This is a genomic window from Synoicihabitans lomoniglobus (assembly GCF_029023725.1).
GTDB classification, from domain to species: domain Bacteria; phylum Verrucomicrobiota; class Verrucomicrobiia; order Opitutales; family Opitutaceae; genus Actomonas; species Actomonas lomonigloba.
Genome location: NZ_CP119075.1, coordinates 2,205,510 through 2,232,206, shown reverse-complemented (window position 1 = coordinate 2,232,206; position 26,697 = coordinate 2,205,510). Strand labels below are relative to the sequence as shown.

Sequence of the window (26,697 nt, the reverse complement as noted above, 5' to 3'; positions counted from 1 at the left end):
GGGCGAAAGGGGTTGTGACGGGATGAGGACAGTCAACGGGCATCGGTCACGGCGAAGATGGGCTTCAGGCGGTCGGGTCGGTTTCGACCTGCTCCTGCACGACGCGGCCATCGAACACGTGGATGGTGCGATCGGCATTGCGGGCGAAGCGCGAATCGTGGGTCACCATGACGATGGTGGCGCCGCCTTGGTGGAGCTCGGCGAGCAGGTCCATGACGGCTTCACCGTTCTTGGAATCGAGGTTGCCGGTGGGCTCGTCGGCGAGGAGCACGGCCGGGTGACCGGCGAGGGCGCGGGCGACGGCCACGCGCTGTTGCTGACCACCGGAGAGTTGCGAGGGGAGATGCTTGGCGCGGTGACCCATGCCGACCTTTTCGAGGGCTTCGAGCACGCGTTCCTTGCGCTCGGCGGCGGGCATGCCGCGGTAGGTGAGCGGGAGTTCGACGTTCTCATAAACGGTGAGGTCACCGATGAGATTGAAGGACTGGAAGATGAAGCCGATTTCGCGGTTGCGGATACGAGCGCGCTCGGGAAGAGACAGGCCTTGGACCGGGCGACTGTTGAGCAGGTAGGTGCCGTCGGTGGGCGTATCCAGGAGGCCGAGAATGGAGAGCAAGGTGGATTTACCGCAACCGGACGGGCCGGCGATCGAGACATATTCCCCTTGGTCGATGTTCATGTGAATGCCGGAGAGGGCATGGGTTTCAACTTCGTCGGTGAGGAAGACCTTGGTGACGCCTTCGAGTTTGATGAGGGATTCGGGCATGATCGGTTGGGTAGGTTGAGCTAGGGTGGGTTGATTCTGGAAATGGAGGCGCATCAAGCATCCGCGTCCGCGTCGAGAGCGACAAACGCGGCGAGGGAGGCGAGGATGAGCAGGGCGGAGAGCATCGGTCTGGAGGCAATAACCCGAGGGCGGGTCAAGAGTTGCAGATTATTTTGCAAAGGGGGGGATTAGTTGAGTTGCACGCGGTCGTGGGAGTCCCACTGCGACATGTCGGAGAGGATGACCTGATCGCCGGGATTGAGGCCGCGGATGATTTCAATCGTATTCACGGAACTGCGACCGAGTTGGACCTGAGTGCGCTCGGCGAGGTCGGAATTGGGATCGAGTTTGAAGATCGTGACGGTGGAGCGTTCCTGACCAAAGGCGGGGCGGCCCACGTAGATCACGTCGTCGAGGCGTTCGAGTTCGATGGTGCCGTCGACGGATAGGTCGGGGCGCGCTCCGCGCGGGAGTTCACCTTCGAGCGTGACATCGACCAGAACCGTGCCGTTTTGCACGGCGGGATCGATGCGAACCACGCGTCCGGAGACGATGCCGTTGCGCGTATCGACCGAGGCGAGCTGGCCGATGGTGATGTCTTTGGCCTGGGTTTCGGCGATGCGGATTTCGGCCTTCAAATCTGTCGGATCGGCGACGCGGGCGATGCTTTGGCCGGGTTGCACCTGGGCACCGACTTCGACCGGGAGGGCGGAGAGCACACCGGCCATGCCGGCCTTGACCTTGAGGGCATCGGCTTCGGCTTGGCGAAGGCGGGCTTGGGCTTCGAGGCGGGAGACCTCGGCCTCCTGCACGGCGAGCTGTGGCTTGATGGATTCCTGGGAAAACGCGAAGCGCTTTTGCTCGATGTTGTTGCGGGTGGAAGCCTCTTCGGCGGTCACTTTGGAAAGTTCGAGTTCGAGACGCGAGACGAGGCCGTCGGCGAAGAGTTCGTCGTTTACCTCGGCGCGAAGGCGGGCTTGTTCGTAAGCGGCCTTGGCGGCGGCGGCGGCGGATTCGGCGGCGAGCAGCTGGGATTGCAGTTGCACGCGCAGATTGGCGAGGCCGGCTTGGGCGGCTTGCAGGGAAGAAACGGCGGTTTCGGCGGCCTGCGTAACGTCGGGATTGGAGAGCTCGAGAATGACGCTGTCGGCGGTGACCATCGCGCCGGGGCGCAGGATGATGGTTTCGACGCGGGCTTGGGTGCGGGCGGCGACCCAGCGGATGTTTTCCGGGACGAGGGTGCCGAGGCCGCGGACCTGACGGACCATGGGACCGCGCTTGACGGTATCGACCCAGACGAGGTTGCGATCCATCGACGGAGCGGCGGGCTTGAGGCGGGACAGACCAAACGTAATCGCGCCGAGAAGGGCGACGACCACCACGATCATGGTGATGCGTTTCTTACGTTTTGCTGCTGCTTGGTTGGGCCGGGGAATATCCATGTGCTAAAAGTTGTGCCCATGACTTTGCAGGCCCCGTGCCAGTTATGTTCGTGCAGTGTAAGTGATTTAAATGCAGGAGGATAAAAATTATGGTATTTTAGATCCTGATCCCGACACCACGATGCTGGGAAGTTACCGTCCCGGAAATGGGACGCAGCCCGGCAACTCTTTTCCGCTCGGTTCGTTCTCCCGTTGGTTGGTCCGCCGGAGCCGTATGTCACCTAATAGATGACATACCGGTGGCGGCTGAACTCTTTTCAGGGGAGTTCGTAGATTTCGAACAGGGCTTCTCCGCCCGAGCTGGTTGTTGGATTGCCTGAAACGGTGGCAGTGTATGTTCCCGGGGAGAGCCAGAGGAGGAGCGCGGCGTCCGTGCTATGTGCGTCCAAGGGGAATGCACCGACCACTCGCGAAGTTTCTAGGATCTCGTTCAGAATGGTAGTCTGGTCGCCCGGGTGGGCTTGGGATTCCCAGTTGTCGTTGGTGCCGATTAAGGTTCCGTCGGCCGATTGCACGGTGATGGTGGGATCCGCGAGGGGATTCCCCACGTTAAATTGTGCGAGGCCCGGGCCCACGGCACGAACCAGCACACGAATGGCAGAGGCGCCCTCGACCACGAAACCACCCACGAGCACGTCCTCTCCCGCGCCGACCCGACCGCGAGTAGAAAGGTTGATTGGATGGGCGGCAGGGAACACGCCTTCCCGATCTGGAACGTGGTAAATTTCGGACAAAGTTACACCTTCATCACCGCTTTCGTCGTTGGTGGTCAGCGTGTAGGCGCCTGGAGCGAGCGTTGCCAACATCGCGCTATCATCGGAGCCATCAGGGAGTGGGAACGCCCCGGTTTGGGAGGTCGCCAGGGAAAGGTGCTGCGAGAAGCGCCATCCGTTGTTCGTTTGAAGCGTGGTAGTCGAGGCGTCCTGAAGTCGAATGCGTGGAGCCGGCAGAGGTGCGGTTATGCCGAAGTCAGTAAGTTGGGGGCCTACTCCGCGTAGCAGGAGCGTGGTTTCCTCGGCGCCGCCCAACACGAATCCGGCGACGAGACTGCCGTGGGCTCCCACAATGCGTCCTCGGGCGGACAGGTTGGCCAGTTGACCGCGGAACGAAGGCGAGGATTGCACAATTGTTTCGTTGGCACCGACGATGAAAAAGGAATCCAAGCCAAACCCGGCGGCGGTGAATGTGGTGTCGGGCAAATTGTGATGCCGAGTCCATTCTGAGCGGGAGTAAATCTGGGGGGCCGAAAGCACCGTGCCCGCAGTGCCGACCACAAAGTGTCGCCCGTTGCCTCGCACGATCGCCCGCCAATCAATGTCTTTAAATTCGTCGTCGGTGGACCCCGAGAGCGAATGAAAATAGAATCCGTGGTAGATCCCATTCGGGTCATCGCCGGAGGGATCGAGAGAGGAAATTACATGATACGAGGCAATGAAGCCGTCGGAACCGACAGCTCCAAATTCGTGAGAGTGGACGCGAAATGTGCCTTCGCTTTGGGAGGTGGTTCCGAACCCACTGTAGATCGGCGTAAAGGCTTCCACATCTTTGCCGCCGTTGCCTGAAAAGGTATCCTTTATCCACTCGATTCCATCGAACGAATGGAGACGCACATCTGCTTGGCCTCCGGTCACCCAAATACGGTGGCGGGTGCCGTCGACATCCACCGCCTCACTCGTCGCCAAGGCTCGCAGCCATTTGGATGTGAGTCGCGAGGATTGTCGCCAGATCACGGCGTCGTCCGACCAGATAATGGTGCCACGCTCTCCCACTGCGACCCAACGGCCACCGCCGAACCTGATGTTGTTCAAACGCTCTTCAGTCGGGACGTCCGCCACCAAACGCCACGTAATGAGATCGTCCGAAAGTAGAATTACCCCGGATTCACCGACGACAACATAACGCCCATTGGCGAAAGTCACGGCGGTCAGCCACGCATCCGTTTCGGTTTCGCGGGATTGCCAGTTTTTACCGTCCTCAGAAGTGAGGAGGCGACCGCCTGTCCCGACTGCGACCAAACCATCCGGTCCCTCAACCAAGCCCCATAATGTGGCCCCGCCGGAAACTTGATGTCGGATTGAAAAATTCGTTGCGCCGGTGGCAGAGCAAGTCGTGGCCAAAGCGAATAGTGCCGCGGCGAAGTATTGTAAACGACGTATCGAACGATTGGATGCGATCATGCCAGGAACGACAAGTGAAGGTCGTAAAACCACTATTGGGTGGCGGGCTCAATCGAACTGAACCTCTCCGGGGGGATGGGGGATCGCACTAAGCCGGCAAACGCAGGACGGCGATGCAGCCTTGGGTGTCGGTGCGGTTTTCCAAAACGAGGTCGCCGTCGTGGTTCTCGGCAATCTGGCGGCAGAGCACCAGACCGATGCCGGAACCCGCCGGTTTCGTGGTGAAAAACGGCACGAACAAATTGGTGGCCTTGCCGATACCTGGTCCGGCATCGATGACCCGAAACTCCACAAATTTTCCCACGATATCCCATGTTACTTTCACGCTGGGAGGCGGAGGCAGGTCGATCGGTGGCTCGCTCTCGTCGTCCGGATTGGCCGCTTCAAGGGTCGCTTCCACGGCGTTCTTGATGAGGTTGATCAGGACTTGTTCGATCTGCGGACCATCGCATGGCACGGTCACGGCAGGACCCTCGACGATCTCCACCTTGTGCCGCAGTTCGAGGCGGACGACTTGATGCAGCAGGGGATGGACTTCGCAGGGCGATTTGACGGGCTTGGGAAGTTTGGCGAGGCGCGAGTATGCCTGCATGAAGCGACTGAGCCCTTCGGCGCGATTGGCAATGATCTCCAAACCTCCGCGCAGGTCTTCTTCCCAATCGTCCGCGCGTTGGGGACGTTTGAGCATGGAACCCAGACTGCCGGCAATCGATTTGATGGGCGCGAGGGAGTTGTTCAGCTCGTGACCGAGCACGCGCACGAGGCGTTGCCAGGCTTTGAGTTCCTCCTCGCGCAACGCCTCGCTGAGATCGGCGACGACGACAAGTTCGTGCGGTAAACCTCCCTCGCGAAAGGACGTGCGGCGCATGCCCCAGCGACCGGTGCCTCCGGGGAAATCCGTGGCTTCCAATACGCCGGTATCGGGTCCGTTGATACATTCGGCCAAGCCGATTTCAGGCGCAGAGCGGCCCAGGATTTTTTCGGCGGGTGAGGCGAGGAGTTCCTGGCCGGAGCGATTGACGAGCCGTAGGACGCCGTCGCCGTCGAAGGCGAAGATGGCCACGTCGATTTCCTCCATGACGGTGCGCAGCAGGGCGGTGGCTTCCATGGCGCCGAGACGTTGTGCCTTGAGGATGGCGCCGAGGGAATTGATCTCGGACATGACGTCACCCATCGCGTTGTCGCGATTGGCGCCCCGGGCACGAATGGAGAAGTCACCTTCGCGCAAGGCGGAAAGCAGATTGGCCATGGTTTGCAGCGAGCGCACCACGCGGTTTTGCACGGAGAAGGCGAACCCGAGCCAGAAACCGATGATGAGCAGCGACAGCGTCCACTGCACTTTGGGCTGTTGGTCACCGGCAAACCACAGATGCCACATCGAGACGATCACCGCGGGCAGTCCGGCCAGCAAGACCCCCACCAGCACGTGCTGGTCATGGTTCAGTCGGTTTCGGGTGGGCTTCGCCATGCTTGGTAAGCGGTCAGCAATCAGTCGTCAGCTCTCAGCTTTCGGATGAAGACTCCGGGCCGCCGATCAGAGTCCGTATTTTTCGAGCCGGCGGTAGAAGGCGCTGCGGGAGAGGCCGAGTTCTTCGGCGGCTTTGCGGGCATTGCCGTCGCAGCGGGCGAGCGTCTTTTTGATGAGGTAAGCTTCCACTTCCTCAATGCTCATGTCTTCAATCTGCGGCGTGGCGTTGCCGGCGTTGAGACCGAGATCGCCGGCCTTGATGACTTTGCCCTGGGCCATGAGGCAGCCGCGTTCCACGGCGTGATCGAGTTCACGCACATTGCCCGGCCAGGTGTAACCGCGCATGGCTTCGGTGGCGGAACTGTCGAAGCCGGTGATCGATTTGTTGTAGCGTTTGACGTGCTGTTTGAGGAAATGCTGGGCCAGCAAGTCGATATCTTCGCGACGTTCGCGCAGGGGCGGCAGGTGGATGTGGATGGTGTTGAGGCGAAACAGCAGATCCTGGCGGAATTTGCCGTCGGCGACCTGCTGTTGCAGATCGGCGTTGGTGGCGGAGATGAGCCGCACGTTGGCGCGGTAGGTGCGCGAGGAGCCGACCCGTTCGAACTCGCCGGTTTCGAGGGTGCGCAGGATCTTGGCCTGCTGGGAAAGCGGAATGTTGCCGATTTCGTCCATGAAGAGCGAACCGCCGTCGGCGAGTTCGAAGCGGCCGGCGCGATCGCTCTTGGCGTCGGTGAAGGCGCCGCGCACGTGGCCGAAGAGTTCGCTTTCAAAAATCCCTTCCGGCAAACCGCCCATGTTGACGGATATGAACGGATCGGTGGAACGCACGGAGACGGCGTGGAGCGCGCGGGCGACGACGCCTTTGCCGGTGCCGTTTTCACCGGTGATAAGAATGTTGGCATCGGACGGGCCGACGCGGGCGATCATGTCGAGGATGGGTCGCATCGACACGGATTCGGCGATCATGGTGGGGCCGGCATCCTTGCCACGCAGGATTTGGTTTTCCTGTTCGAGGCGACGGAAGGCGCGCACGGCGCTGCCGAGGTCGACCTGGTTGCGCACGATGGCGAGCAGGCGTGGGTTGTCCCAGGGTTTGGTGACGAAGTCGCGGGCGCCGCGGCGCATGGCTTCGACGGCAATCTCGACGCTGGCCCACGCCGTCATCACGACGACGGGTAGGTTGGAATCGAGATTTTGCAGCTTTTCCAACAGCTCGAGACCCTCTTCGCCGGAGGTGGTGTCGCGGGCGTAGTTGAGATCGATGAGCACGAGTGCGAAGTCGCGGGATTCAACGGCGCGGAGGACGGCGGCCGGCGATTTGACGGCGTCGATCTGGTAGCCTTCGCCTTTGAGTAACAACCGGAGGGCTTCGAGCACATCGGGTTGGTCATCAGCGATCAGGATGCGAGGGGCGGAGGCGGGCATGGCAGTAGTGACCTAAGGGAGGCGCGGTGTGTCAAGCGGCACGCGGGAGCTTAGAAGCGAGCAAGCGAACGACGCATGCGACGATGACGGGCGGTCCACCGCACCGGAGCCTGGTGGTGGCGGGTTGGCCGGGCGACGAAGGCTTCGTTGGCCGGGAAGAGCAGGGCGCGTTTCACGTGCGGTTCAAAGGTCCGGCGGGGCGTGCGATAGTCATTGGTGAATGTCAGCATCACAAGGCTGCAGACGAAGACGGCGAACGGGGTGGCGTAGGCGAGGGCGGAGGGAACGAAGAGACCGGCGGTCTCCACGGTGATGGTCACGGCAAGACCGGTGACGGAGGCGATGGCGAGGAAGGAGAGGAAGTTTTTCATGATAGCAAAGGAAGTTGCCGGATATCTTTGCAGTGCGCGTGCCAACGACGGGAAAGAGTTGTAAGCTGTTGATAATCATGAAGAATAAAAACAATCCGAATCGTGACGAAAGTTTGAAGACCGGGAAAGCGGCGGACGCGGGAAGTGAAAATCCCAAAATCGAAACCGGCGGGGCTATTCCGCATTCGCATGAATGGAATCGGTCGTTAGCGTGCTGCGGTATTCCCCTTTTATGAGCGATCCCCGGTTCATTCTCGCGCTTGATCAAGGCACCACGAGTTCGCGGTCCATTGTATTTGATCGGGCAGGACAACAAGTCTCCGCCGCGCAACAGGAGTTTACGCAGCACTACCCGCGACCGGGTTGGGTCGAGCACGATGCGAACGAGATTTGGACCACCCAGCGCCAGACCATGGAGGATGCGCTCGCCCGATCCGGGGGGACGGCGAAAGACGTGGCGGCGATCGGCATCACCAACCAGCGGGAAACGTTGGTGGTGTGGGATCGCGGTTCCGGGGAGCCGGTGGCCCCGGCGATCGTGTGGCAGGATCGTCGCACGTCCGATGACTGTGCGCGGTGGGTGGAGCAAGGGCTGGAATCGCGCGTGACCGAAATCACGGGACTCCGGTTGGATCCTTATTTCACGGGCAGCAAGCTCGCGTGGCTGTTGCGGCACGTGAACGGTCTTAAAACGAAGGCCGAGTCGGGCCAGGTGTTGGCGGGCACGATCGACACGTGGTTGATTTGGAAACTGACCGACGGTGCCGTGCACGCGACCGATGCGAGCAACGCGTCGCGCACGCTGTTGTTCAATCTCAGCACCGGCGACTGGGACCAAGAAATGTTGGAGCTGTTCGGAGTGCCGCACGCGATGCTGCCGGAGGTGCGGGATTCATCCGGTGAGTTCGGCCGCGTGGCGGATGGACTGCCGGCGGCCGGAGTGCCCATCACCGGAGTTGCGGGGGACCAACACGCCGCGCTGTTTGGGCAGGCGTGTTTTGAACCGGGCATGGCCAAGAACACTTACGGCACCGGCTGCTTCCTGCTCATGCAAACCGGCACCGAGATGGTGCGTTCGCAAAACAATCTGCTGACGACGGTGGCTTGGCGTCTCAACGGACGGATGGAATACGCGCTCGAAGGTTCGGTCTTCGTCGCCGGGGCGGCGGTGCAGTGGATGCGCGACGAACTCAAACTCGTGGAGTCGGCCGAGCAACTGAGCGAGCTCGCGGGATCCGTGCCGGATGCGAATGGAGCGATTCTGGTCCCGGCTTTTGCGGGACTGGGCGCACCGCACTGGGATCCGTATGCGCGCGGCACGTTGGTGGGATTGACCCGCGGCACCAATCGGGCGCATCTGTGCCGAGCGGTGCTCGACAGCATCGCGTTGCAAAGCGCGGACCTGATTGCGGCGATGGAAAAAGATGCCGGGGTGCCGCTTCAGGAATTGCGCGTCGATGGCGGGGCGTCGCGCAGTGCGGCGTTGATGCAAATCCAAGCCGATCTGCTGGGCTCGCCGGTGGTGCGCCCGGTTGAAGTCGAAACCACGGCGCTCGGCGCGGCCTACTTGGCCGGTCTGGGCGTGGGCTGGTGGAGTGACCGCGGCGAGATCGCACGTGCCTGGAAAGCGGATACAAAATTTACGCGCCAACGTCCGATCGACGAGCTCGATCGGTTGCGCCGGGATTGGGCGAAAGCCGTGGAGCGGGCAAAACATTGGGAGGAATCCAGTCATGAAAAGTGAAGGCAAATTGAACCGGACGGAGAGCCTGGCGGCGTTGCAGGCGGGCGATACGTTTGACGTGTTGATCGTGGGCGGCGGGGCCACCGGTTTGGGCGCAGCGGTCGATGCGGCCTCGCGCGGCCATCGGGTGGCGTTGGTGGAGGCGGAGGACTTTGCCAAAGGCACGTCGAGTCGCTCGACCAAGTTGGTGCATGGCGGGGTGCGCTACCTGCGACAGGGCAATATTTCGCTCGTGCTGGAAGCGCTGCGCGAACGTGGTCGGTTGGCGCGCAAAGCCCCGCATCTTGTGCGCGATCAGTCGTTTGTGATACCCAACTACCGGTGGTGGGAAGGCCCGTTTTACGGCATCGGCATGAAAGTCTACGATCAGTTGGCGGGACGGTTGGGGCTCTCGCCGTCGCGGTGGTTGACCAAGACTGAAACCCTGGAGCGGATCCCGACGATTGAAACGGAGGATCTCGATGGCGGCGTGCTCTATTACGACGGTCAGTTCGATGATGCGCGCCTGGCCATTCACCTCGCCATGACCGCGGCAACGCATGGCGCCGTGGTGATCAACCACTGTCGTTGTGTGGGGTTGGTTAAGTCGAATGGACAGATTTCCGGAGCTCGCGTGCGCGATGCCGAAAGTGGCGCGGAGTTTGAGGTGAAAGCAAAAACGGTGGTTAATGCGACGGGCGTGTTTGTGGACGAGCTACGGCGCGTCGATCAACCGGAGACCCCACCGGTGATCGCGGTCAGTCAGGGCATTCATGTGGTTTTACCGCGCAAGTTCCTGCCGGGAGATGCCGCGATTATGGTGCCCAAAACCAGCGACGGCCGCGTATTGTTTGCCGTGCCCTGGCACGATCGCGTCGTGGTGGGCACGACGGATACGCCCTTGGATAAAGCGTCAATCGAACCCCGCGCCCTGGCGGAAGAGAGAGACTTCGTGATGGAGCACGCGCGGCAATACCTGTCGCTCGACCCGACGGCGGACGACGTGCTGAGTGTATTCGCCGGACTGCGTCCCTTGGTGCGCGAAGCCGGGGCGGAGTCCACGGCGGCGTTGTCCCGCGATCACGCGATCCTGATCAGCGAAAGTGGACTCATCACCGTAAGTGGTGGCAAATGGACGACGTATCGTAAAATGGCAGAGGATGTGATCGACCACGTGGAAACCGTCGGTGATTTGGACGAGAAGCCCTGCGTCACGGTGAACTTACTCATCCATGGTGCCGGGGGTGAAAACGAAGATGACACCACAAGCATTGACGGTTACGGCACGGATGCGGATGCGATCGCCGCGTTGGCGGCATCCGAGGTCGACGGGGCCTCGCGATTGCATCCGTCGTTGCCGTATGAGACTGCGGAAGTGATCTGGCATGTTCGCGCGGAGATGGCGCGAACGGTGGAGGACGTTTTGGCCCGGCGCACCCGGGCGCTCCTGCTCGATGCGAAGGCGTCGATCGAAGCCGCGCCGGTGGTGGCCGCCGTCATGGCACGGGAACTGGGCCGGAATGACGCGTGGGGGGCCGAGCAGGTGAGAGCGTATACCGCGTTGGCGCAGGGCTACGTTTTTACGCATTCATCGAGTATGGGCTGAGTCGGCTTGCCTTACGCGAACGGTGCGCCTCGCATGCCTCGATGCGATGGATGAGCCACCTCTTTGAGTCCGGATGGAGACGATCAGCGTCGTGGTTGACGCTGAGCGTGGGGTTGCTGGCGGGGTGTGCCACTCCCGCTGTGGCACCCGAGGCGGAAGGACCCGACCCGGTGACAGTTGCAGCCGTCGAGGAGCCTCTCGTTGACGCCGAATCGATCGCCGTGGAGCCGATTGCGGTCGAACCTGAGATCGTGACGCCTTCGCCAGAGGCGGAGATTCCCGCCGGCGTCGCTCCCGGGACGTTGGTGACGCGCCACGGCGACGAAATCATGGTGGCGGGGCAATTGTTTCGCACGGGCACGCCCGTCGTATTGTGGGTCGATGAAGGCGGGTATGATGGTTATCGGGTGGAGCGTCGTTTCAGTTCCGCGAGTCGGGCGGATTGGACGAGTAGCGTCGAGGATAACCCCGCGTTGGAATCGCCCAACCGCTATGGCATGCGCGGGGCGGTCTTGACCGCGACGGAGCGTGAGCGCGTGCGCGGCGGCGGGTGGGATTTGGCGACATTGCAACGCGTGGTGGATCAATTCGTCCTGCACTACGATGTGAGCGGCACGAGCGCGCGTTGCTTCGAACGTCTGCATGACCAGCGCGGTCTCAGCATTCACTTCATGTTGGATGTCGATGGCACCATTTACCAAACGATCGATCTCAAGGAACGGGCGTGGCACGCCACGTTTGCCAACAGTCGTTCCATCGGTATCGAGATTGCCAACATCGGGGCGTATCCCCCGGCGAGGGCCAATCCGCTGGAGGAGTGGTATGCGAGGGATGAAACCGGCCGCACCGCGTTGACGATACCGAAAGCCGCTTATCCGGAATCGGTGCGCGCTGCGGAATTCAGCGGTCGTCCGATCCGCGATGATTTGCAGTGCGGCTCCATCAACGGCGACGAGTTCTACCAATATGATTTCACGCACGAGCAATACGCCGCCCTGATCAAACTCACCGCGACGCTCTGCACGGTCTTTCCGAATCTGGCCTGCGACTATCCGCGGGATGCGGAGGGTCAGCTGCGCACCGACACGCTCTCGCGAGAGGAATGGAAGGCATTTCAAGGCGTGTTGGGACACTTCCATCTGCAGACCAACAAAGTCGATCCGGGGCCCGCCATGCAGTGGGATCGGGTGATTGGTGGGGCGCGGGCTCTGCTGCCCGAGGCCGCCATTGACTAGCCGATATCAAACGGCGAGACCGAGCACTCGATTGAATTCCAGCGTCGCCTTCAAGAGGCGCGCCTGCCGCTGGTGCCCCCGGGTATTGAGTGCCATGGCGGCGCTGAAGTATCCATCGATCAACGCGTAGCGTCGCCGATCCCAGACACCATGATGATCGAGATACGCGGAGGTGAAACGACTGTGCCAGTCGCGGTTTTGGAAAGGCCGCAAGCCAGGGGCCTGCCACTTGATCCGGTAGCTAAAAACCGGATCTGCGGTCGTCGCATCAAACCCGTCCAATTCGACCCACTCGGAACGCAGCGCGAGCAGTTCGCCGCTGGCGTAGGACACGTATTTCACCAGATCGAACAGCGCCGGACCGCGGCTGATTCCGGCGACGGAAACCGGATCGATCATGATCAATGCCGGTGTCGCGCTTTGGTCGTGAAGGGACAGTGGACGCCACAGGATGTTTTCCAGAAAGAAGTCGCCGTGCAGCCGCACGCCGGGCTCTTGGTCGAGTTCCGCCAACATGTCTGTTTCGTGCTGGATGAACTGCCAGGCGGCCCGCGGCCCCCGCATGACGGTGCCATTGAGCGTCAGTCGCTCCGCATCCAGCAAACGGGGCAACATGGGGTCGGCACTCAACCCCTCAAACGCCCTGGTCACGGCTTGATCGAAGTGGCGGCTCAACGACTCTGCGGTCGGGGCCGGCACATGCACGTGGCCGAACAAAAGATCCGCCAATTGGTCTTGAAACCGATCTATCTCTGCCTGGTCGAGTTGCTCCTCACGCGCCAAGACCCCGGCATCGCGGTGCGTCGGATAATAGGGCATCTCGTAACCGACGGCGGCATCCGCGTCGCCGAGCGTATCCCAATGGTGTAAAACCGACGGAAAGCAGATGGCGTCCCCGGGGGATAAATCGAGCAGGTAGCGGATCTCCCGTCGCAAGGATTCCGTGCCCCACGGGCCTGAGGTGGTGGTAGGATGTTTGTTACTTTTGCGCACGCGCAGCGATCCGTCGGGCTGCCGCACCAGCGCGGTGTGGTCCCAGTATCCGTCTTTCAGCGTGCGGACCGCGTGGTCTGTTGGGGTTATGCTCATGAGGTCGGGATGGGGCGAATTGAGCATCGGAACGGTAAGTGAGTTTCCCGATCCCTTCCCATCAAAAAACGCGTTACGCCGATGGGGAGACTTCTTACCTCGATTGATAAAAGGGCGTAAACCCACCGGTTCGGAACTTAAATGACCTCGTCAATTTCTCCGGCGTAGTCACGATGCCCCCACCGCCGCCAGCCGCTGGGGCGGCCCCATGCCGACTGGAACCCCGTTATTCCCATGACCCATCCGTTCGCCTCAGTTTTTGTTGTTTCCCGAGGGCGCGTTTCGCTGCTGCTGCTGATCGTGATTGGGATGTGCGCCCGTCTGGGCGCGAGTGTGGTGGAGGAAAAGGTGATCCTCGCGCCGGTGTTTACACTCGATCAAATCCATCGATCAATGATGGGGCCTTCGGCGATGCAGCAGTTTATTCTCAGCGAAACCGAAGAACCTGAATTGCTGTGGCTTGTGAGCTACCGGGCGGAGATGGTTAACGCAGACGGTTCCGCCTTATTGCCCCAGGAATACATGTGTCACAGCAATCTGGATATCGATATCTCGGCGTATCGGGAGCTCTTTGCCTGGGAGAAGGTCGCCTCCCCGCGGTTGTTCACCCTGTCGCAGGGGCAGTTCGAGGTGAATTTCCCGGAGGGGTTTGGTATTCCCTTGGTATCGTGGCAACCGCTGACACTGAACAGTCAGGTGTTGAATTTAAACGACCCTGACATCGATTTGAAAGTGCGACACCGCATCACGATCAAATTCGTCCGTGATCGCAACCTCACGACCCCGATGACCCCGCTGTTCATGAGTGCGGCACAGGCCATGGTATTGGTCGAGGGTCAGAGCGGTTACTGGGGACTCGACCGGGCCGACGTCGCGACGCATGGCGCGGCGTGTGCGATCGGCACGTCGGCCTCGCACGCCGCCAATACCGACCAGTTCGGCAATCAGTTTTCCGCGCACTGGGTCGTGCCTCCGGGTGAACACACCTATCATGCGCTCGCAACGAACTGGCTAAATCTGCCGTTCGACACCACGGCGCACTACGTCGCGGTGCATTTGCATCCATTTGCCGAATACATCGAGCTGGTGGATCTCACCGAGGGACGCACCGTTTTCCGCAGCGAAGCGAAAAATCGCACCACCGGCATCGGCCTCGAGGCGGTCGAGTTCTATGCAGATGCCAACGGCTTCGCCTTGCACGAGGCGCATGAATATCAGGTCAAAACGCTCTACAACAATACGACCGAGGTGGACCAGGACTCCATGGCCGTGATGTATTTCTACCTGAAAGATCAGGAATTCAGAAAACCGACTCCGGCTCAAATTGCCCGACGACTGCGCACCGATCCCCTGTTGCGCGCCCAGAAATGGAGCCAAGGCCCAGTCAAAGACACGACGGTCATGGGCTCGGGCCACAGCACGATGTAGACACGCCCAGGTCGCGTGAGGAGAGACTCACCCAAGGGAACGGCGCTAAATCGAGCCGTCAGCAGGCAGGTTTTACAGGAGAGAACAGCGTTAAACGGAGCCGTCAGCGGGCTGGTTTTACAGAAGGCAACGAAGAGAACGAAGGAGGAGGCGCAGCGGAGGCGTGGCTTTGTGACCTTCGTTTTCTTCTGTGCCAATTCGGCTGGAGGAGGGCGTGGTTTTACAGGAGGGAACAGAGTTAAACGGAGCCGTCAGGGGGCTGGTTTTACAGAAGGCAACGAAGAGAACGAAGCCGGAGGCGCAGCGGGGGCGTGGCTTTGTGCGCTTCGTTTCTTCTGTGCCAATTCGGCTGGAGGAGGGCGTGGTTTTACAGGAGAGAACAGAGTTAAACGGAGCCGTCAGCGGGCTGGTTTTACAGAAGGCAACGAAGAGAACGAAGGAGGTGGCGTGGCTTTGTGACCTTCGTTTTCTTCTGTAAAAAACACAACTGGCTGACGGCTCTGTTCGCCTCTGTTGCCTCCTGTGAAATTCAGCTGTAGTGCCTCGGGCACTAAAAAACCCTCGAACGAAATCGAGGGTTTAAAAGTGGTGGTGGGAGGTGGATTGGGTTGGCCGGAGGCCAAGTGCTGCGCACCGCCCCGCTGGGGCGCCCCATCTTCGGTCCCTTGAGTGGGACCTTCGTCGAACCTGATGGTTCTCATCCACCTCTGGGGTGGTCATGTTGTGAGGATACGGGCACTAAAAAACCCTCGAACAAAATCGAGGGTTTAAAAGTGGTGGTGGGAGGTGGATTCGAACCACCGAAGGAATAATCCAGCAGATTTACAGTCTGCCCTCGTTGGCCACTTGAGTATCCCACCAGAGGAACGGCGTAGTTCATGGTCGGACGGACAAAGTTCAAGGGATTTTTTCGTCCCTTTTTGCCACGCCCCGTAAACCACCGAATTTTCTTCGTTTTCGACTTCAATTATTCTCCCTCATCGCGCTCCATTTCCGTCATTTTTCCGCTAGAGGACGCCGGCATCGCGAAAACTGTAGTGCCCCAAGCCCACCGGGTCCGCCGCGGGAGAGCCGATGATGATGTGATCGAGAAGGTCTATCTGGATGGTTTGGGCGGCTTCCCGCAGCACCCGCGTCACGCGGATGTCGGCGGCGCTGGGCGCGGGATCTCCGCTGGGGTGGTTGTGCACACATACGACCGCTGAGGCCGCTTCCTTGATCGCTTCGCGAAAAACTTCCCGTGGATGGACCAAGGTGCTCCCCGCGGTGCCGGAGGTGACCTCCGTGCGACGAATGAGGCGATTTTTGCGATTCAGGGACAACACCCAGAATTTTTCAACCGCCAGACCCATGGCGTGGGGGCGGCAAAATTCGGCGATCGATTGCGGATTCTCCAATACCGGCGGCAGTGCGTTTTCGGAAAGCACGACGCGGCGGGCGATTTCCATAACCGTCAGCAACTGCAACGCCTTCACGTGTCCGACGCCTTTGTGACGGGTGAAATCCTTCAGCGTCCAACGGGTGAGCCCGGCGAGTGACCCGGCATTAGCGATCAACCCTTGGGCGACCGTGAGCACATCGCGTCCCGAGGTGCCGCTGCGCAGCAGCATGGCGAGCAATTCACCGTCGCTGAGGACACTGGGCCCCTGACGCTCAAGGCGTTCCTGAGGACGTTCATTGGCCGCCAGCGAAAGCAGGCGATTGGAGGAAGATTCGAGTTCGGCCATACGGTATGCCCCTTGTAACGCATACCGAACCCGGAATCTTTCAGTGACCGCGTTTGTTCGCGGTCACGGTCGCTAATTCAGGGGTTACAACTCCCCGTGGGTCGCCCGGGGGGCTTCGCCGCCTTCTTCTTCGCTGGGCAAGTCCCGGGGCTTCAAATTGCGCATGAAGGCCATGAGGTCGCGCAGTTCGTCGCGCTTGAGCACGAGGCCGAAAATTGGAGGCATACTGGACGGAGCGCCGGCGCGTTCGACCACATTGGCGGGATTGATCTCCTGTTTTTCGCCCATGGCATCCCACACCACGATCCGCTCGGCGGTTTCCTCGGCAATTGTGCCCGCGACGAAGTCTCCATCCTTGAGGGTGAAGGCGACGACATCAAATCCCGGCGCGATGGCGGCGTTGGGTTCGATGATGGATTCGAGAATGTATTCAGCCGATTGCGACGCCGCGATGGTGGTCAGGTCAGGTCCGGCCTCGCCGCCTTCGCCGTTGGTTTTGTGACAACGGGTGCAGGCGAGCACGGGATGTTGATTGAACAGGCGCCAGCCTTTGCGACCGTCGCCGCCTTCCAAGGCGCCGCGGAAAGGCGCGAGGGTGTCGCCGGTGGCCGTCCAATGCGCCTTGAGCTCGGCGACGGCGGACTGCACGGCGGGAGAGGTTGACGCTTCGGCGGCATCGAGAAGTTCGAACTGGGCAATGTAAGGGATCTCGCCCGCGCGCAGTTGAGCCAAGGCATCGATCAACAGTTCGCCGGCGGCGGGATCATCGAGTTCGGCGATGGCCTTGAAGGCGGCCTGTTGTTCGGTGCCGTGAGCGGAGCCGGCCATGCGAGACAGCACGGGCAGGGCTTCCTGGGGCGAAAGGCGGGCGAGAATCGGCAGCGTGGCCATGCGAAGTTCGCTGGAGTCGGATACGCCTGCCCGTTTCACGGAGGTGATGAGCTCACTGTCGCCGAGTTCGTCGAGCACGTTGAGGGCGACGGCACGCACTTCGCCGCTCGCCGTGGCATCGGCGACGATGGCTCGAATTTGCGGGAGCGTGCCCGAGGCTTCGAGTTGGAGGGCGGCGGTGAGCACGGCGCGTTTGAGGGAGTCGCTGGTGCCGTCGAGCAGGCGGGACAGTTGGCTCTCCAGTGCGGCCATGGCCGGGGCGGCGTCACGGTTGGGCAGGGGGCGGTAGACGCCGACGAGGCGATCCCGTTGGAACGGTTCGGGCCAGGTGGAAAGTTGATACAGCGCTTCTTCGCGCAGTTCGTCCGGCACATCGGAGCGCGCGGCAAAATCGGCCAATGCCGCGGCGTCCTGGGGTCGCCCGAGGCGATGCCGGGCGTTGATAATGCGATGCTGCAATGGGATGTCTTCGAGATCACCGGAGCCGAGCAGGGCGGCGAGTGCGGGCCGCGCGGCTTTCACCGGACCATCGTTGATGGCGAGCGCGGTCTCGCGCACGAGATACGGATCGGCATCGGTCAGAAAATTGGCGATACGCGGTTCGTCGAGGTGACGGTAAGCCAGGATCACGCCCAGGCGAACGGCCGCGGACGGATCCTTTTCGGCGGCGACCAAGGCTGCGCGATTGTCGAGCTGCACCAAGGCGTGGGTGGCGGCGTGGCGGATGTAGAGATCCGCGTTGTTGTTGCGACGCAGCAGGTCCAGCAGAGCCGGGGCGGCGGCGGATTGGTCCAGTTTACCGAGGGACTGGGCGGCAAAGAAGCGGACCCGGGGAGACGAATCCCGGAGGGCGGCAATCAATGCATCGTATTGCGTGGATTGGTGCAGGTCACCGGCGACCTTGGCCGCTTGGGCGCGGACTTCGTTATCGTTATCGGTCAACGCGGCGGCGAGGGTGGAGAGGGCGGTGGGCGCCACGCGTTGGAGTTGGCTGAGTCCCCAGAGTGCGTGCAGGCGGGCGAGTTGCGGAGCCTGCGGGTCGGCGACCATTTGCTGGAGGGCGGGGATATGGGCGGCACCGCGCTCGACGATTTCAAATTGCGCCTCGGTGCGCACGCGTTGGTCGCGGTGAGCCAACAGCTTCAACAGGGCCGGCGTCGCAGCCGATTGGATACCCCCGCCAATAAGGGTTGTTACCTCGCGGGAAAGGGCAACTTCGGCCGCCGGCCGATTCTTCGGGCTCATCGAGTAGACGCGGCCCATGCTGGATTTCGGCCAACCAACGACCCAGTCGACGAAGTAGAATTTGCCGTCCGGCGCAAACGTGACGTCGGTCGGCAACATGCCCCAGATGAAGGGCTCGCTCGAAACGACTTTAAACGAAGCCCCCGTGCGTTCGAGTTTGTAAGCTTGGACGCCGGAGCGAGCGACGTTGCCTTTGAAGTGGGTGATGAAAAGCGTCTGGTCGTAGTCGGACGAAAATCCGGTGCCGGGATAATAGGTGATGCCGGACGGGCCGTCTTCGATGTTGGCGACGGCGGGCAACAGGTAAGCGGGACGACCCGGGAAATCCGGTTTCCACAGATCGTCGCTCATCCACGGACCAGCACGGCCCAGCGGCGCAAATTGGTAACCGACCCGCCAGCCGTAGTCACCGCCCTCAACGACATGCACCAGACGTTCCAGGTCACCATTGTCGCAGTCGTTGTCGCCGGTGAGCAGATCACCGTATTCGTCGAACGCCAGTTCCTGGGGATTGCGGAGGCCGGTGGCGACGACTTCCATTTCGGAGCCGTCGGGGTTGGCGCGAAAGACTGCGCCCTGATCGAGCACCTTGACGTGGTTGCCGTCGGGGGCGGTGACATTGGTCGATCGGTCGCCAATGGAAAAATACAGTTTCCCGTCCGGACCAAGGATCAAGCCGTGCAGGTCATGACCGGTGTAGCCAAAACGCACGCCGAAGCCGCGCAGCAATTCATGGCGGGCGGTTTCGGTGGTGCCCTCGGCGTCGGTGTCGAACTGCCACAGGCTGGGAATGTTGGTGAACCACACCTTGCCGCGATGAGCGAGCACCCCGGAGGCGATGCCATCGAGTTTCGAATTGAAACCATCGGCAAACACGCGGCTGTCATCCGCGACCCCGTCGCCGTCGGTGTCTTGGATCAGCCGGACCACTTCGGTTTCGATCGCGAGCTGCGCGGATTCCTCGCCAAAGATCGCATCGGTGTAGCGCAATCGATCCTCGATCGTTTCGGCGGCGAGTTCGTTTTCGAGCATTCCCATGTAACCGCGGATATCGAGAACGCTCGAGCGGTAGCGGTGCGTTTCCGCCACGAAGAGGCGACCTTGCTCGTCGAAATCAAATGCGACCGGGTTGGAGAGCATGGGCTCGGCTGCCCACAGTTTGATTTCGAAATTTTCCGGGGCGCGGAATTGCGAGATGGCGCGTTCGGCAGCCGGCGAGGCCGGGGTCATCACCGGTTCGGGGAGGCGTTCGAAATCCTCCAACTCGAGTTGAGGCGGGGGCGGCACGCTGGCGAGAAGCGTGAGCGAGGTGAGAAGGGTGGCGAGGAGCGGAGGGATTGAGCGTATCTTCACAATGGGGACGGCGATAAAAGATCAGTTTTCGGCCACGACACAAGGAGACGCCAACGTATTGTGGCGGCGGTGACGGGGCGGACCGGCTTAATGATAAACCGGAATCCGGCCGCGAACGGCAGGTGGGCGATGCAAGTCGCTATACTTGCGATGCGCAGGGTCAGACGGTGCAGAGCTGAATGGCGCGCCGCAGAGGCACCAGCGGATCGGCCTCGGTAGGCACAAACTCCTGGCCGACGAAACCGGTGTAGCCGGTCTCGGCGATGGCCCGCATGACGGCCGGGTAGTTAATCTCCTGGAAGGTCCCGTCGAGTTCGTTGCGCCCGGGATTGCCGCCGGTGTGGTAGTGGCCAATCCACTTGTGATGATCACGAATCGTGCGGATCATGTCACCCTCCATGATCTGCATGTGGTAGATGTCGTAGAGCAATTTGAAGTGCTCGGACCCGACTTTCTCGCAAAGCTGCACGCCCCAGGGCGTGGTATCGCACTGGTAGTCCTGATGGTTCACTTTGCTGTTGAGGAGTTCCATGCACAGCGTGACGCCGTGTTTTTGGGCGATCGGGGTGATGCGATCGAGACCTTCGGCGCAAATTTCCAGACCCTCCGCGTCGGACAATCCGCGACGATTACCGGAGAACACGATCATGTTCTTTTGGCCGGCCTCGGCCATGGCCGGAATTTTCTCCGTCATGAACGCGGTAATGGCGTCGTGGTTTTTGCGCTCGTTCAACCCGTCGACGATACCGCCCGGCACGCCCCAGACCATGGCGCAGGCGAGGCCGTGGCGAGCGAGAATGGGTAGTTCCTCCACGGATACCAACTCGATCGAGTCGAGCCCGATCTCGCGGCCGACGGCGGCAAACTCCTCCAGCGGGATGTCACGGTAGCACCATTTGCAGGCGGAGTGTTTGTAGCGGCCGACGCGGGGCGCGGGCAAGTCGTGGGCGGAAGCGGTGGAGAGAGGCAAAGCAGCTCCGGCGGCGGCGAGGGCCGATCCGGTGGCGAGGTTCTTGAGGGCGGTTCGACGGGTAATGGGGTTACTCACCCGACCACGCTGAAATGTGCGCCGACTCGTGTCGAGTCGAACGGTCACCGATCAGTCGGCGTGAAAGGCGGACAGTCCGCTCGCGATCGCGGCGCGATAGGCTGTGATCAACCGGTCGTGCTGCGCGTTTTCCGCCGCATCGATCAGTTGGCGTGCCGGATCGGCGTCGAACCACGCCAAGGTGCGGGTGATGCCTTCGCGGTAGGATGTTTTGGCGGCGAATCCCGGCACAAAGCGTTTGATCTTGGTGTTGTCGAACACGCTGGAACAGAGCTTGTCGCCAACGAGTCCGGGGGCTTCGTCGGGGAGGCAGGCACCGATGAACTCGGCGGGGATGGTCACAAACTCGGGCTGGGCGACGCCGGCCGCCTCGGCGGTGATGGTGAAAATCTGATTCCACGTCAGCACCTCGTCGGAGGTGATGTGAAACGCTTCACCGTGCGTGTCAGTTCGCCCGAGCAGGCCCAGCAAGCCCTGAGCAAAGTCGGTGTTGTGCGTGATGGTCCAAAGGGTGCGGCCGTCGCCGGGAATGATGACGGGAAGGCCGCGACGCAGGCGATCGATGGCGGTATAGCTGCGTTGCCAGCTGTTCATGGCCAAGGTGACTTGGTCGTCCCCAAACGTGAGGGAAGGTCGCACGATCGTGCCGGGAAACTGATCATCGGCGCAGGCCTGCATCAAGCGGTGTTCGCAGGCGATCTTGTCCCGCGAATACTGCCAGTAGGGATTTTCCAGCGGGGTCTCCTCCGTGATGAGATAGTGGGAGGGGGGCTTTTGGTAGGCGCTGGCGGAGGAGATGAAAACGTATTGGCCCACTTGGCCCCCCAGCCAGATCAGCCGGCGCTCCAAATCGGCCGGAGTGAAAACGGTGAAATCCACCACGGCGTCCCATGAGCGGTTGCCCAACACTGCCCGCACCGCGGCGTCATCGGTGAGATCGGCCTGCAGGTGTTCGGCGGCAACCGAAGGTTTCGCCCGTTGGCCCCGATTAAGCACGGCGACCTCGTGTCCTTGCGAGAGAGCGAGTGACGTGCACGCGGTGCTGATGATGCCGGTCCCGCCAATGAAGAGGATATTCATGCGTCGCAGCGTGTCGCGGCCGGACAGAGGGTGAACGCAAATCGCGTTGACTGTTCAATTATTCGGCCCGTTTTCCCAGCAGTCAGAGACGAAAAAAACGCCGCGGATGAGGCGGCGTTTCGGAGGGGGGGGGAGTCAAGCGAGTCGAGGTCGGGCTCAGTAGAGCTTCACGTAGCTGTTGCGCCGGAGGCGTTCGAGCCACTGTTCCTGCGCGGAGCGGGCTTCGCGGGAGATGAGGGCGCGTTCGATTTGTTCGCGCACGTCGTTGATCGGCATGATCCCGGCGAATTTACGATCTTCGGCGAAGAGGATGTAAACGCCTTCCGGCAGCAGAATTGGATTGGTGGCCTGGCCTGCACTGAGTTCGAAGACCGGGTCGCTGAACTCTTTCTTAAGGCCGGAACGATTCAGCCATCCCCAATCGCCACCGCGGGAGCGGCGGGAATCTTCCGAGACTTCCTTGGCGATGTCTTCAAACGAATGACCGACATCAAGGCGGGCCTGCACGCGCGCCGCGAGGGTCAGCAGATCACTGTCGGTGCGGCCGTCTTTGCGGGTGAATTGGATGAGGCGAAGGTGCACGGAGTCCTCCTGATAGAACTCCTCCTTGTTCTCGTCATAGAAGGTCTGCACCTGCACGGGCGAAACGACGGTGGCGGATTTCCGCTTCTGGCCGCGCATGTATTGATAAATGATGTCCTCTTCCACTTCCCGGCGATATTCGCGGAGCGTGAGACCACGAGCGCGAAGATAGGCGAGGAACTTGGAGCGGTCGCCTTCGAACTCGTTGATGATGTTTTCGTCGACGGCGTTGTCGACGTAGCTGGCCGGGATGCGGCGTTTCTCGTCGCTGTAAAAATCCTTCACGATGAGGACGCGATCGACGAGCGCCTGAATGGTATCGTCTTGGAGTGCCTCGAGGCGGCGGTTGAACTCCTGTTCGTTGCGCGAGGTGCGTTGGATCTCGGGCACCATGGGGGCGATTTCCCGGCGGATGTCGTCGACCGTGATAATCTTGGCCTCGGCGACGGCGGCGATCCCGTTGGCAAACCGAAGGTTCAGACCGTCATCGGTTTTGGTGGAGGAGGTCTGAGCGAAAAGAGGGGAGCCAAGGGCCAAAACACCGGCGAGGGCGAACATGCGGACTCGGATGTGGGCGGCTAAGGAATGCGTCATGGATGCGGCAGATTGTCTAAAAACGTAGATATTTCTCGTAACCGTAGAAGGGGCTTGGGGGCGGTCAACCTCGGAAACCGGGCGCCGTGCATGACCCAGTCATCACTCTGACCACTTGCCCGCAAGCACTTCAATTTGGTGCTTTGGGTCTCGACCGAAACGATGCCTTTTTGTTCCGCCCGAATGCGGATTTCGGTGACGAGCAGGAGTGCTTTCACCGGTTCGCCAAATTTGCCAAACCGGTCGCGCAAATCACTTTGCAGTTGTTTGAGCTCGTCCAGGGAACCGGCCATGGCGAGTCGGCGATAAAAATCGATGCGCAAGCGGGTTTCCCCGATGTAATCGGCGGGCAACCGCGCCTGGATGTGCGCCACTGCCACCGCTCCGCTGGCAGCGTGTTCGGCGTCGCGGATAGCGGTGTAACCGTCCCGATGTCGGCCGCGATCGGCGCCGCCGGCGGCACCATCGCCGACGAAGACGAAGTCCAGTTTCACCGTCGCGCGGATGGAGGTGGCTTGTTTTTCGCCTTTCAAGCGGGCGACGGATTGGCGCAAGAGTTGGCAATACAGCTCGAAACCGACGCCCACGATGTGGCCACTTTGTTCGGATCCGAGCAGATTACCCGCCCCGCGCAGCTCGAGATCGCGCATGGCGATGCGAAAACCCGCGCCGAGTTGGTTGTGCGTGCGCATGGCGCTGAGCCGTTCGCGGGCGATCTCCACCAGGCGGGTATGGCGGTGCAACAACAGGTAGGCGTAGGCCTGATGCTTGAAACGCCCGACGCGACCCCGCAGCTGGTAAAGTTGCGACAGACCGAAGCGATCGGCGCCTTCGATGATGATCGTGTTGCAATTGGGGATATCCAACCCGCTCTCGATGATCGTGGTGCAGACGAGCAGTTGGTAGTCGCCCGCCACGAAATCGGTCATGCGCTTTTCCAAGGTTTTCTCGTCCATTTGACCGTGGCCCACCCCGATCTTGATTTCGGGCATGAGTTCGGCGAGGTGAGCCGCCACGACTTCGATGGTCTGCACGCGGTTGTGCAGATAAAACACCTGTCCGCCGCGCGCGACTTCGCGGCGAACGGCATCGACCACGAGTTTGTCGTCGTAGGTTTTGACGATGGTCTGAATGGGATGACGATTGGTCGGTGCGGTTTCGATCACGCTCATGTCGCGGGCGCCGGTGAGTGCCATGTAGAGCGTGCGCGGGATCGGGGTGGCACTCATCGCCATGACATCGATCGAGGCGCGCATGGCCTTGAAACGCTCTTTGTGTTTCACCCCAAAACGCTGTTCCTCGTCGATGATGACGAGGCCCAGATCCTTAAACTTTACGTCCTTCTGCAGTAGCCGATGGGTGCCGATCAAGATGTCGACCTGACCGGCGGCGGTGGCGGCGAGAATCGACGTCTGCTCCTTGCGCGTCCGAAAACGGCTCACCATTTCCACCGCGATCGGGTAGCCCGCCATTCGTTCGCGAAAAGAATTGAGGTGCTGCTGCGCGAGCACGGTGGTGGGAATCAGGATCGCGACCTGTTTGCCGCCTTGCACGGCTTTGAAGGCGGCGCGGATGGCGACTTCGGTTTTGCCGAAACCGACGTCGCCGCAGATGAGACGGTCCATCGGCCGGCTGCGTTCGAGGTCGGCTTTGGCCTCGTCGATGGCCCGCAGCTGGTCCGGAGTTTCGGTGTAAGGAAAAGAGGATTCGAATTCCTGTTGCCACGTGGTGTCGGGCGGATGAGCGAAGCCGGGCTCCGCGTCGCGTGCGGCCTGCAAGCGCAACAGTTCGGCGGCGAGATCGACGGTGGAGCGCTCGGCGGCTTTGCGGGCTTTTTCCCAGCGCGCCGTGCCGATGCGACCGAGCTGCGGCTTTGATTTGCTGAGGCCGACGTAACGGCTGATGAGGTGCGACTCCTGCAGCGGCACGTGCAGGGTGACGTGGTCGTCGAACTCCAACGATATGACTTCGCGAACGCCGTCGCGGGTCTCGATTTTGGTCAGCCCCCGGTAGTGGGCGATGCCGTGCTGGAGATGGACGACAAAGTCGCCTTCGACCAAGTCGGCAAAGTCGAGCAGCTGATCGACCTGCGCGCGTTGCACGAGGGCGCGCTGGGAAAGCGACGGGCGGCGGGGACGACTGCGGCCGAAAATTTCCGTTTCCGTGACCATGACGAGGCCACGGGTTTTCTTGCCGAAACCGCGCCAGGTGAGCGTGGCATCGTCGCGAAATGTGAGGCGAAACCCTTCGTTGAGTGCGCCGCGATCAAAGGTCGGCTTCAGCGCCGCAATACCCGACTCCTCGGCCAGAATCTCTCGCGTGCGGTCTTCCTCACCGGACTTGGCGGTGACGATGTGGATGGCGTAACCCTCGCGTTGCCACGTCACCAGTTGGGCGAGGAATTCGTGCCGGGCTTCGGATTCGGCGTGCAGACGCTCCTGCGCCACGAGTCCGTCGCCGGGGTAACGGCGATAGTGCACGAGACTCTCGGTGTTCCAAGTGTGTTCGGGGCCGGTGGACGACTCGAACCAGAACGACGCTTCGTCGAGATCCTGCACGGCGGCGAGGGCCGCGCTGCGATCGAGCAGGGCCGAGATCACGGGATTGATCGCTGCGTCGCCGCGATCAGCGGCGAGGGTGGAGAACCTCGCTTCAAGTTCCGCCGGTTCGATGAAGATCAGTCGAGTGGCGGGCGACAAATAATCGGCCAGTCCGGTGCGCGCGGGATCGAGCTTGAGGCGCGGCGAAGCGCTGAGCGTGATCTTCGGCACCGTGGCACCGGATCGCTGTGACACGGGGTCGAAGGCTCGAATTTCCTCCAGCTCATCACCAAAGAAATCCAGGCGGTAGGGCTCGTTGGCGGTGATGGGATAAACGTCGATCAGGCCGCCGCGCACGGCGTAGTGGCCGGGGGATTCGCACAGCGGCTCCGAGTCGTAATCCAGCTCATGAAGTTTCGCGAGCAAGGCATCGAATCCGAGGGTGTTGCCCGGTTTGAGTTCGAGCTCGTTGCGGGCAAACGACTCCAGCGCAGGCACGGGTTGGATGAGCGCGGCCGGGAAGGTGATGACGACGAGGGGCCCCACTTTTCCGCCGGTGAGTTTGCTCACGCCGCGTGTGGCGCGCAGTCGGGAGAGCACCGTGGTGCGATCGGCCGAGGCCGCGAAAGCTTCCCGCATATCGCCGTCGGTGGGCATGGATTCGGGCAGCACGAGGATGCCGGGCAAGGGCGAATGCCCGCTGGCCTCGGCGAAAAAGGCGATATCCTCCGCCAGTTGTTCGGCGATTTTAAGATCCGGCGCGACGACCAACCACACCGGGGCCGCGCAGTCGCGTAGGTGTTGCGCCAATACCGCGCCCCGGGCCGGAGGACAGACACCGGTGAGTTGGGGACGGGAGGCGGAAACAGACATGGACGGGAGGAGAACGAAGTCGCGCCGGAGC

Annotated in this window: 18 protein-coding genes and 1 tRNA gene; 5 read left to right on the top strand and 14 right to left on the bottom strand. The window is 61.4% G+C overall.

The genetic code is table 11. The features are described 5' to 3' along the window. Positions 1-64 precede the first annotated feature (64 nt). The 6 genes from PXH66_RS08815 to PXH66_RS08790 form a co-directional block, all read right to left on the bottom strand. Positions 65-766, bottom strand: a complete 702-nt coding sequence (locus PXH66_RS08815) for an ABC transporter ATP-binding protein (RefSeq protein WP_330927582.1) — start codon at positions 764-766, stop codon at positions 65-67. Between the two features lie 188 nt (positions 767-954). Beyond that, positions 955-2,208 (bottom strand): efflux RND transporter periplasmic adaptor subunit, encoded by a 1,254-nt coding sequence (locus tag PXH66_RS08810; RefSeq protein WP_330927580.1) that lies wholly within the window; start codon positions 2,206-2,208, stop codon positions 955-957. 257 nt (positions 2,209-2,465) lie between these two features. After that, on the bottom strand, positions 2,466-4,385 hold the full coding sequence (locus tag PXH66_RS08805; protein ID WP_330927579.1) for a WD40/YVTN/BNR-like repeat-containing protein: 1,920 nt from the start codon (positions 4,383-4,385) through the stop codon (positions 2,466-2,468). 88 nt (positions 4,386-4,473) lie between these two features. Further along, the gene (locus PXH66_RS08800; protein ID WP_330927578.1) at positions 4,474-5,853 is read right to left on the bottom strand and encodes a sensor histidine kinase; all 1,380 of its coding nucleotides are present in this window, start codon (positions 5,851-5,853) and stop codon (positions 4,474-4,476) included. Positions 5,854-5,919: 66 nt separating this feature from the next. Then, the gene (locus tag PXH66_RS08795) at positions 5,920-7,281 is read right to left on the bottom strand and encodes a sigma-54-dependent transcriptional regulator (RefSeq protein WP_330927577.1); all 1,362 of its coding nucleotides are present in this window, start codon (positions 7,279-7,281) and stop codon (positions 5,920-5,922) included. 50 nt (positions 7,282-7,331) lie between these two features. Continuing rightward, the gene (locus PXH66_RS08790) at positions 7,332-7,652 is read right to left on the bottom strand and encodes a hypothetical protein (protein ID WP_330927576.1); all 321 of its coding nucleotides are present in this window, start codon (positions 7,650-7,652) and stop codon (positions 7,332-7,334) included. Positions 7,653-7,729: 77 nt separating this feature from the next. Here PXH66_RS08790 and PXH66_RS08785 point away from each other — a divergent pair, with 77 nt between their 5' ends. Genes PXH66_RS08785 through PXH66_RS08770 form a run of 4 tightly spaced genes read left to right on the top strand, consistent with a single transcriptional unit; the run spans position 7,730 to position 12,216 of the window. Beyond that, the gene (locus tag PXH66_RS08785) at positions 7,730-7,888 is read left to right on the top strand and encodes a hypothetical protein (RefSeq protein ID WP_330927575.1); all 159 of its coding nucleotides are present in this window, start codon (positions 7,730-7,732) and stop codon (positions 7,886-7,888) included. Continuing rightward, complete coding sequence (gene glpK / locus PXH66_RS08780; RefSeq protein WP_330927574.1) at positions 7,885-9,396, top strand: glycerol kinase GlpK; 1,512 nt, start codon at positions 7,885-7,887, stop codon at positions 9,394-9,396. The genes PXH66_RS08785 and glpK overlap by 4 nt, the downstream gene beginning before the upstream one ends. Further along, positions 9,386-10,981: a glycerol-3-phosphate dehydrogenase/oxidase gene (locus tag PXH66_RS08775; protein ID WP_330927573.1), complete on the top strand. Its 1,596-nt coding sequence runs from the start codon at positions 9,386-9,388 to the stop codon at positions 10,979-10,981. The genes glpK and PXH66_RS08775 overlap by 11 nt, the downstream gene beginning before the upstream one ends. A 50-nt stretch (positions 10,982-11,031) precedes the next feature. Next, positions 11,032-12,216, top strand: coding sequence for an N-acetylmuramoyl-L-alanine amidase (locus PXH66_RS08770; RefSeq protein ID WP_330927572.1), 1,185 nt, complete (start codon positions 11,032-11,034; stop codon positions 12,214-12,216). Between the two features lie 6 nt (positions 12,217-12,222). Here the strand turns inward: PXH66_RS08770 and PXH66_RS08765 are convergent, their stop codons facing one another. Then, positions 12,223-13,305 (bottom strand): phosphotransferase, encoded by a 1,083-nt coding sequence (locus PXH66_RS08765; protein ID WP_330927571.1) that lies wholly within the window; start codon positions 13,303-13,305, stop codon positions 12,223-12,225. Positions 13,306-13,539: 234 nt separating this feature from the next. Here PXH66_RS08765 and PXH66_RS08760 point away from each other — a divergent pair, with 234 nt between their 5' ends. After that, entirely contained in the window at positions 13,540-14,733 is a 1,194-nt protein-coding gene (locus PXH66_RS08760) for a hypothetical protein (RefSeq protein WP_330927570.1), read from the top strand. A 774-nt stretch (positions 14,734-15,507) separates the two neighbouring features. On the opposite strand, the gene PXH66_RS08755 is transcribed toward PXH66_RS08760, so the two are convergent. The 7 genes from PXH66_RS08755 to mfd form a co-directional block, all read right to left on the bottom strand. Next, positions 15,508-15,593, bottom strand: a tRNA-Tyr gene (locus PXH66_RS08755). Positions 15,594-15,740: 147 nt separating this feature from the next. Beyond that, the gene (radC, locus tag PXH66_RS08750) at positions 15,741-16,460 is read right to left on the bottom strand and encodes a RadC family protein (protein WP_330927670.1); all 720 of its coding nucleotides are present in this window, start codon (positions 16,458-16,460) and stop codon (positions 15,741-15,743) included. Between the two features lie 84 nt (positions 16,461-16,544). After that, positions 16,545-19,949 (bottom strand): PVC-type heme-binding CxxCH protein, encoded by a 3,405-nt coding sequence (locus PXH66_RS08745; RefSeq protein ID WP_330927669.1) that lies wholly within the window; start codon positions 19,947-19,949, stop codon positions 16,545-16,547. Positions 19,950-20,109: 160 nt separating this feature from the next. Continuing rightward, positions 20,110-20,997, bottom strand: coding sequence for a hydroxypyruvate isomerase family protein (locus tag PXH66_RS08740; RefSeq protein WP_330927668.1), 888 nt, complete (start codon positions 20,995-20,997; stop codon positions 20,110-20,112). 51 nt (positions 20,998-21,048) lie between these two features. Continuing rightward, positions 21,049-22,077 (bottom strand): SDR family oxidoreductase, encoded by a 1,029-nt coding sequence (locus PXH66_RS08735; RefSeq protein ID WP_330927667.1) that lies wholly within the window; start codon positions 22,075-22,077, stop codon positions 21,049-21,051. A gap of 156 nt (positions 22,078-22,233) precedes the next feature. Beyond that, on the bottom strand, positions 22,234-23,253 hold the full coding sequence (locus tag PXH66_RS08730; RefSeq protein WP_330927666.1) for a peptidylprolyl isomerase: 1,020 nt from the start codon (positions 23,251-23,253) through the stop codon (positions 22,234-22,236). Then, positions 23,250-26,666 (bottom strand): transcription-repair coupling factor, encoded by a 3,417-nt coding sequence (mfd, locus tag PXH66_RS08725; RefSeq protein WP_330927665.1) that lies wholly within the window; start codon positions 26,664-26,666, stop codon positions 23,250-23,252. Before mfd ends, PXH66_RS08730 begins: the two co-directional genes overlap by 4 nt. Positions 26,667-26,697: the final 31 nt, after the last annotated feature.

What these genes read in the sequence shown, in the direction of transcription:
- PXH66_RS08815 (WP_330927582.1), bottom strand. Translation starts at nt 766, where the DNA reads ATGCCCGAATCCCTCATCAAACTCGAAGGCGTCACCAAGGTCTTCCTC.
- PXH66_RS08810 (WP_330927580.1), bottom strand. Translation starts at nt 2,208, where the DNA reads ATGGATATTCCCCGGCCCAACCAAGCAGCAGCAAAACGTAAGAAACGC.
- PXH66_RS08805 (WP_330927579.1), bottom strand. Translation starts at nt 4,385, where the DNA reads ATGATCGCATCCAATCGTTCGATACGTCGTTTACAATACTTCGCCGCG.
- PXH66_RS08800 (WP_330927578.1), bottom strand. Translation starts at nt 5,853, where the DNA reads ATGGCGAAGCCCACCCGAAACCGACTGAACCATGACCAGCACGTGCTG.
- PXH66_RS08795 (WP_330927577.1), bottom strand. Translation starts at nt 7,281, where the DNA reads ATGCCCGCCTCCGCCCCTCGCATCCTGATCGCTGATGACCAACCCGAT.
- PXH66_RS08790 (WP_330927576.1), bottom strand. Translation starts at nt 7,652, where the DNA reads ATGAAAAACTTCCTCTCCTTCCTCGCCATCGCCTCCGTCACCGGTCTT.
- PXH66_RS08785 (WP_330927575.1), top strand. Translation starts at nt 7,730, where the DNA reads ATGAAGAATAAAAACAATCCGAATCGTGACGAAAGTTTGAAGACCGGG.
- glpK (WP_330927574.1), top strand. Translation starts at nt 7,885, where the DNA reads ATGAGCGATCCCCGGTTCATTCTCGCGCTTGATCAAGGCACCACGAGT.
- PXH66_RS08775 (WP_330927573.1), top strand. Translation starts at nt 9,386, where the DNA reads ATGAAAAGTGAAGGCAAATTGAACCGGACGGAGAGCCTGGCGGCGTTG.
- PXH66_RS08770 (WP_330927572.1), top strand. Translation starts at nt 11,032, where the DNA reads ATGAGCCACCTCTTTGAGTCCGGATGGAGACGATCAGCGTCGTGGTTG.
- PXH66_RS08765 (WP_330927571.1), bottom strand. Translation starts at nt 13,305, where the DNA reads ATGAGCATAACCCCAACAGACCACGCGGTCCGCACGCTGAAAGACGGA.
- PXH66_RS08760 (WP_330927570.1), top strand. Translation starts at nt 13,540, where the DNA reads ATGACCCATCCGTTCGCCTCAGTTTTTGTTGTTTCCCGAGGGCGCGTT.
- radC (WP_330927670.1), bottom strand. Translation starts at nt 16,460, where the DNA reads ATGGCCGAACTCGAATCTTCCTCCAATCGCCTGCTTTCGCTGGCGGCC.
- PXH66_RS08735 (WP_330927667.1), bottom strand. Translation starts at nt 22,077, where the DNA reads ATGAATATCCTCTTCATTGGCGGGACCGGCATCATCAGCACCGCGTGC.
- PXH66_RS08730 (WP_330927666.1), bottom strand. Translation starts at nt 23,253, where the DNA reads ATGACGCATTCCTTAGCCGCCCACATCCGAGTCCGCATGTTCGCCCTC.
- mfd (WP_330927665.1), bottom strand. Translation starts at nt 26,666, where the DNA reads ATGTCTGTTTCCGCCTCCCGTCCCCAACTCACCGGTGTCTGTCCTCCG.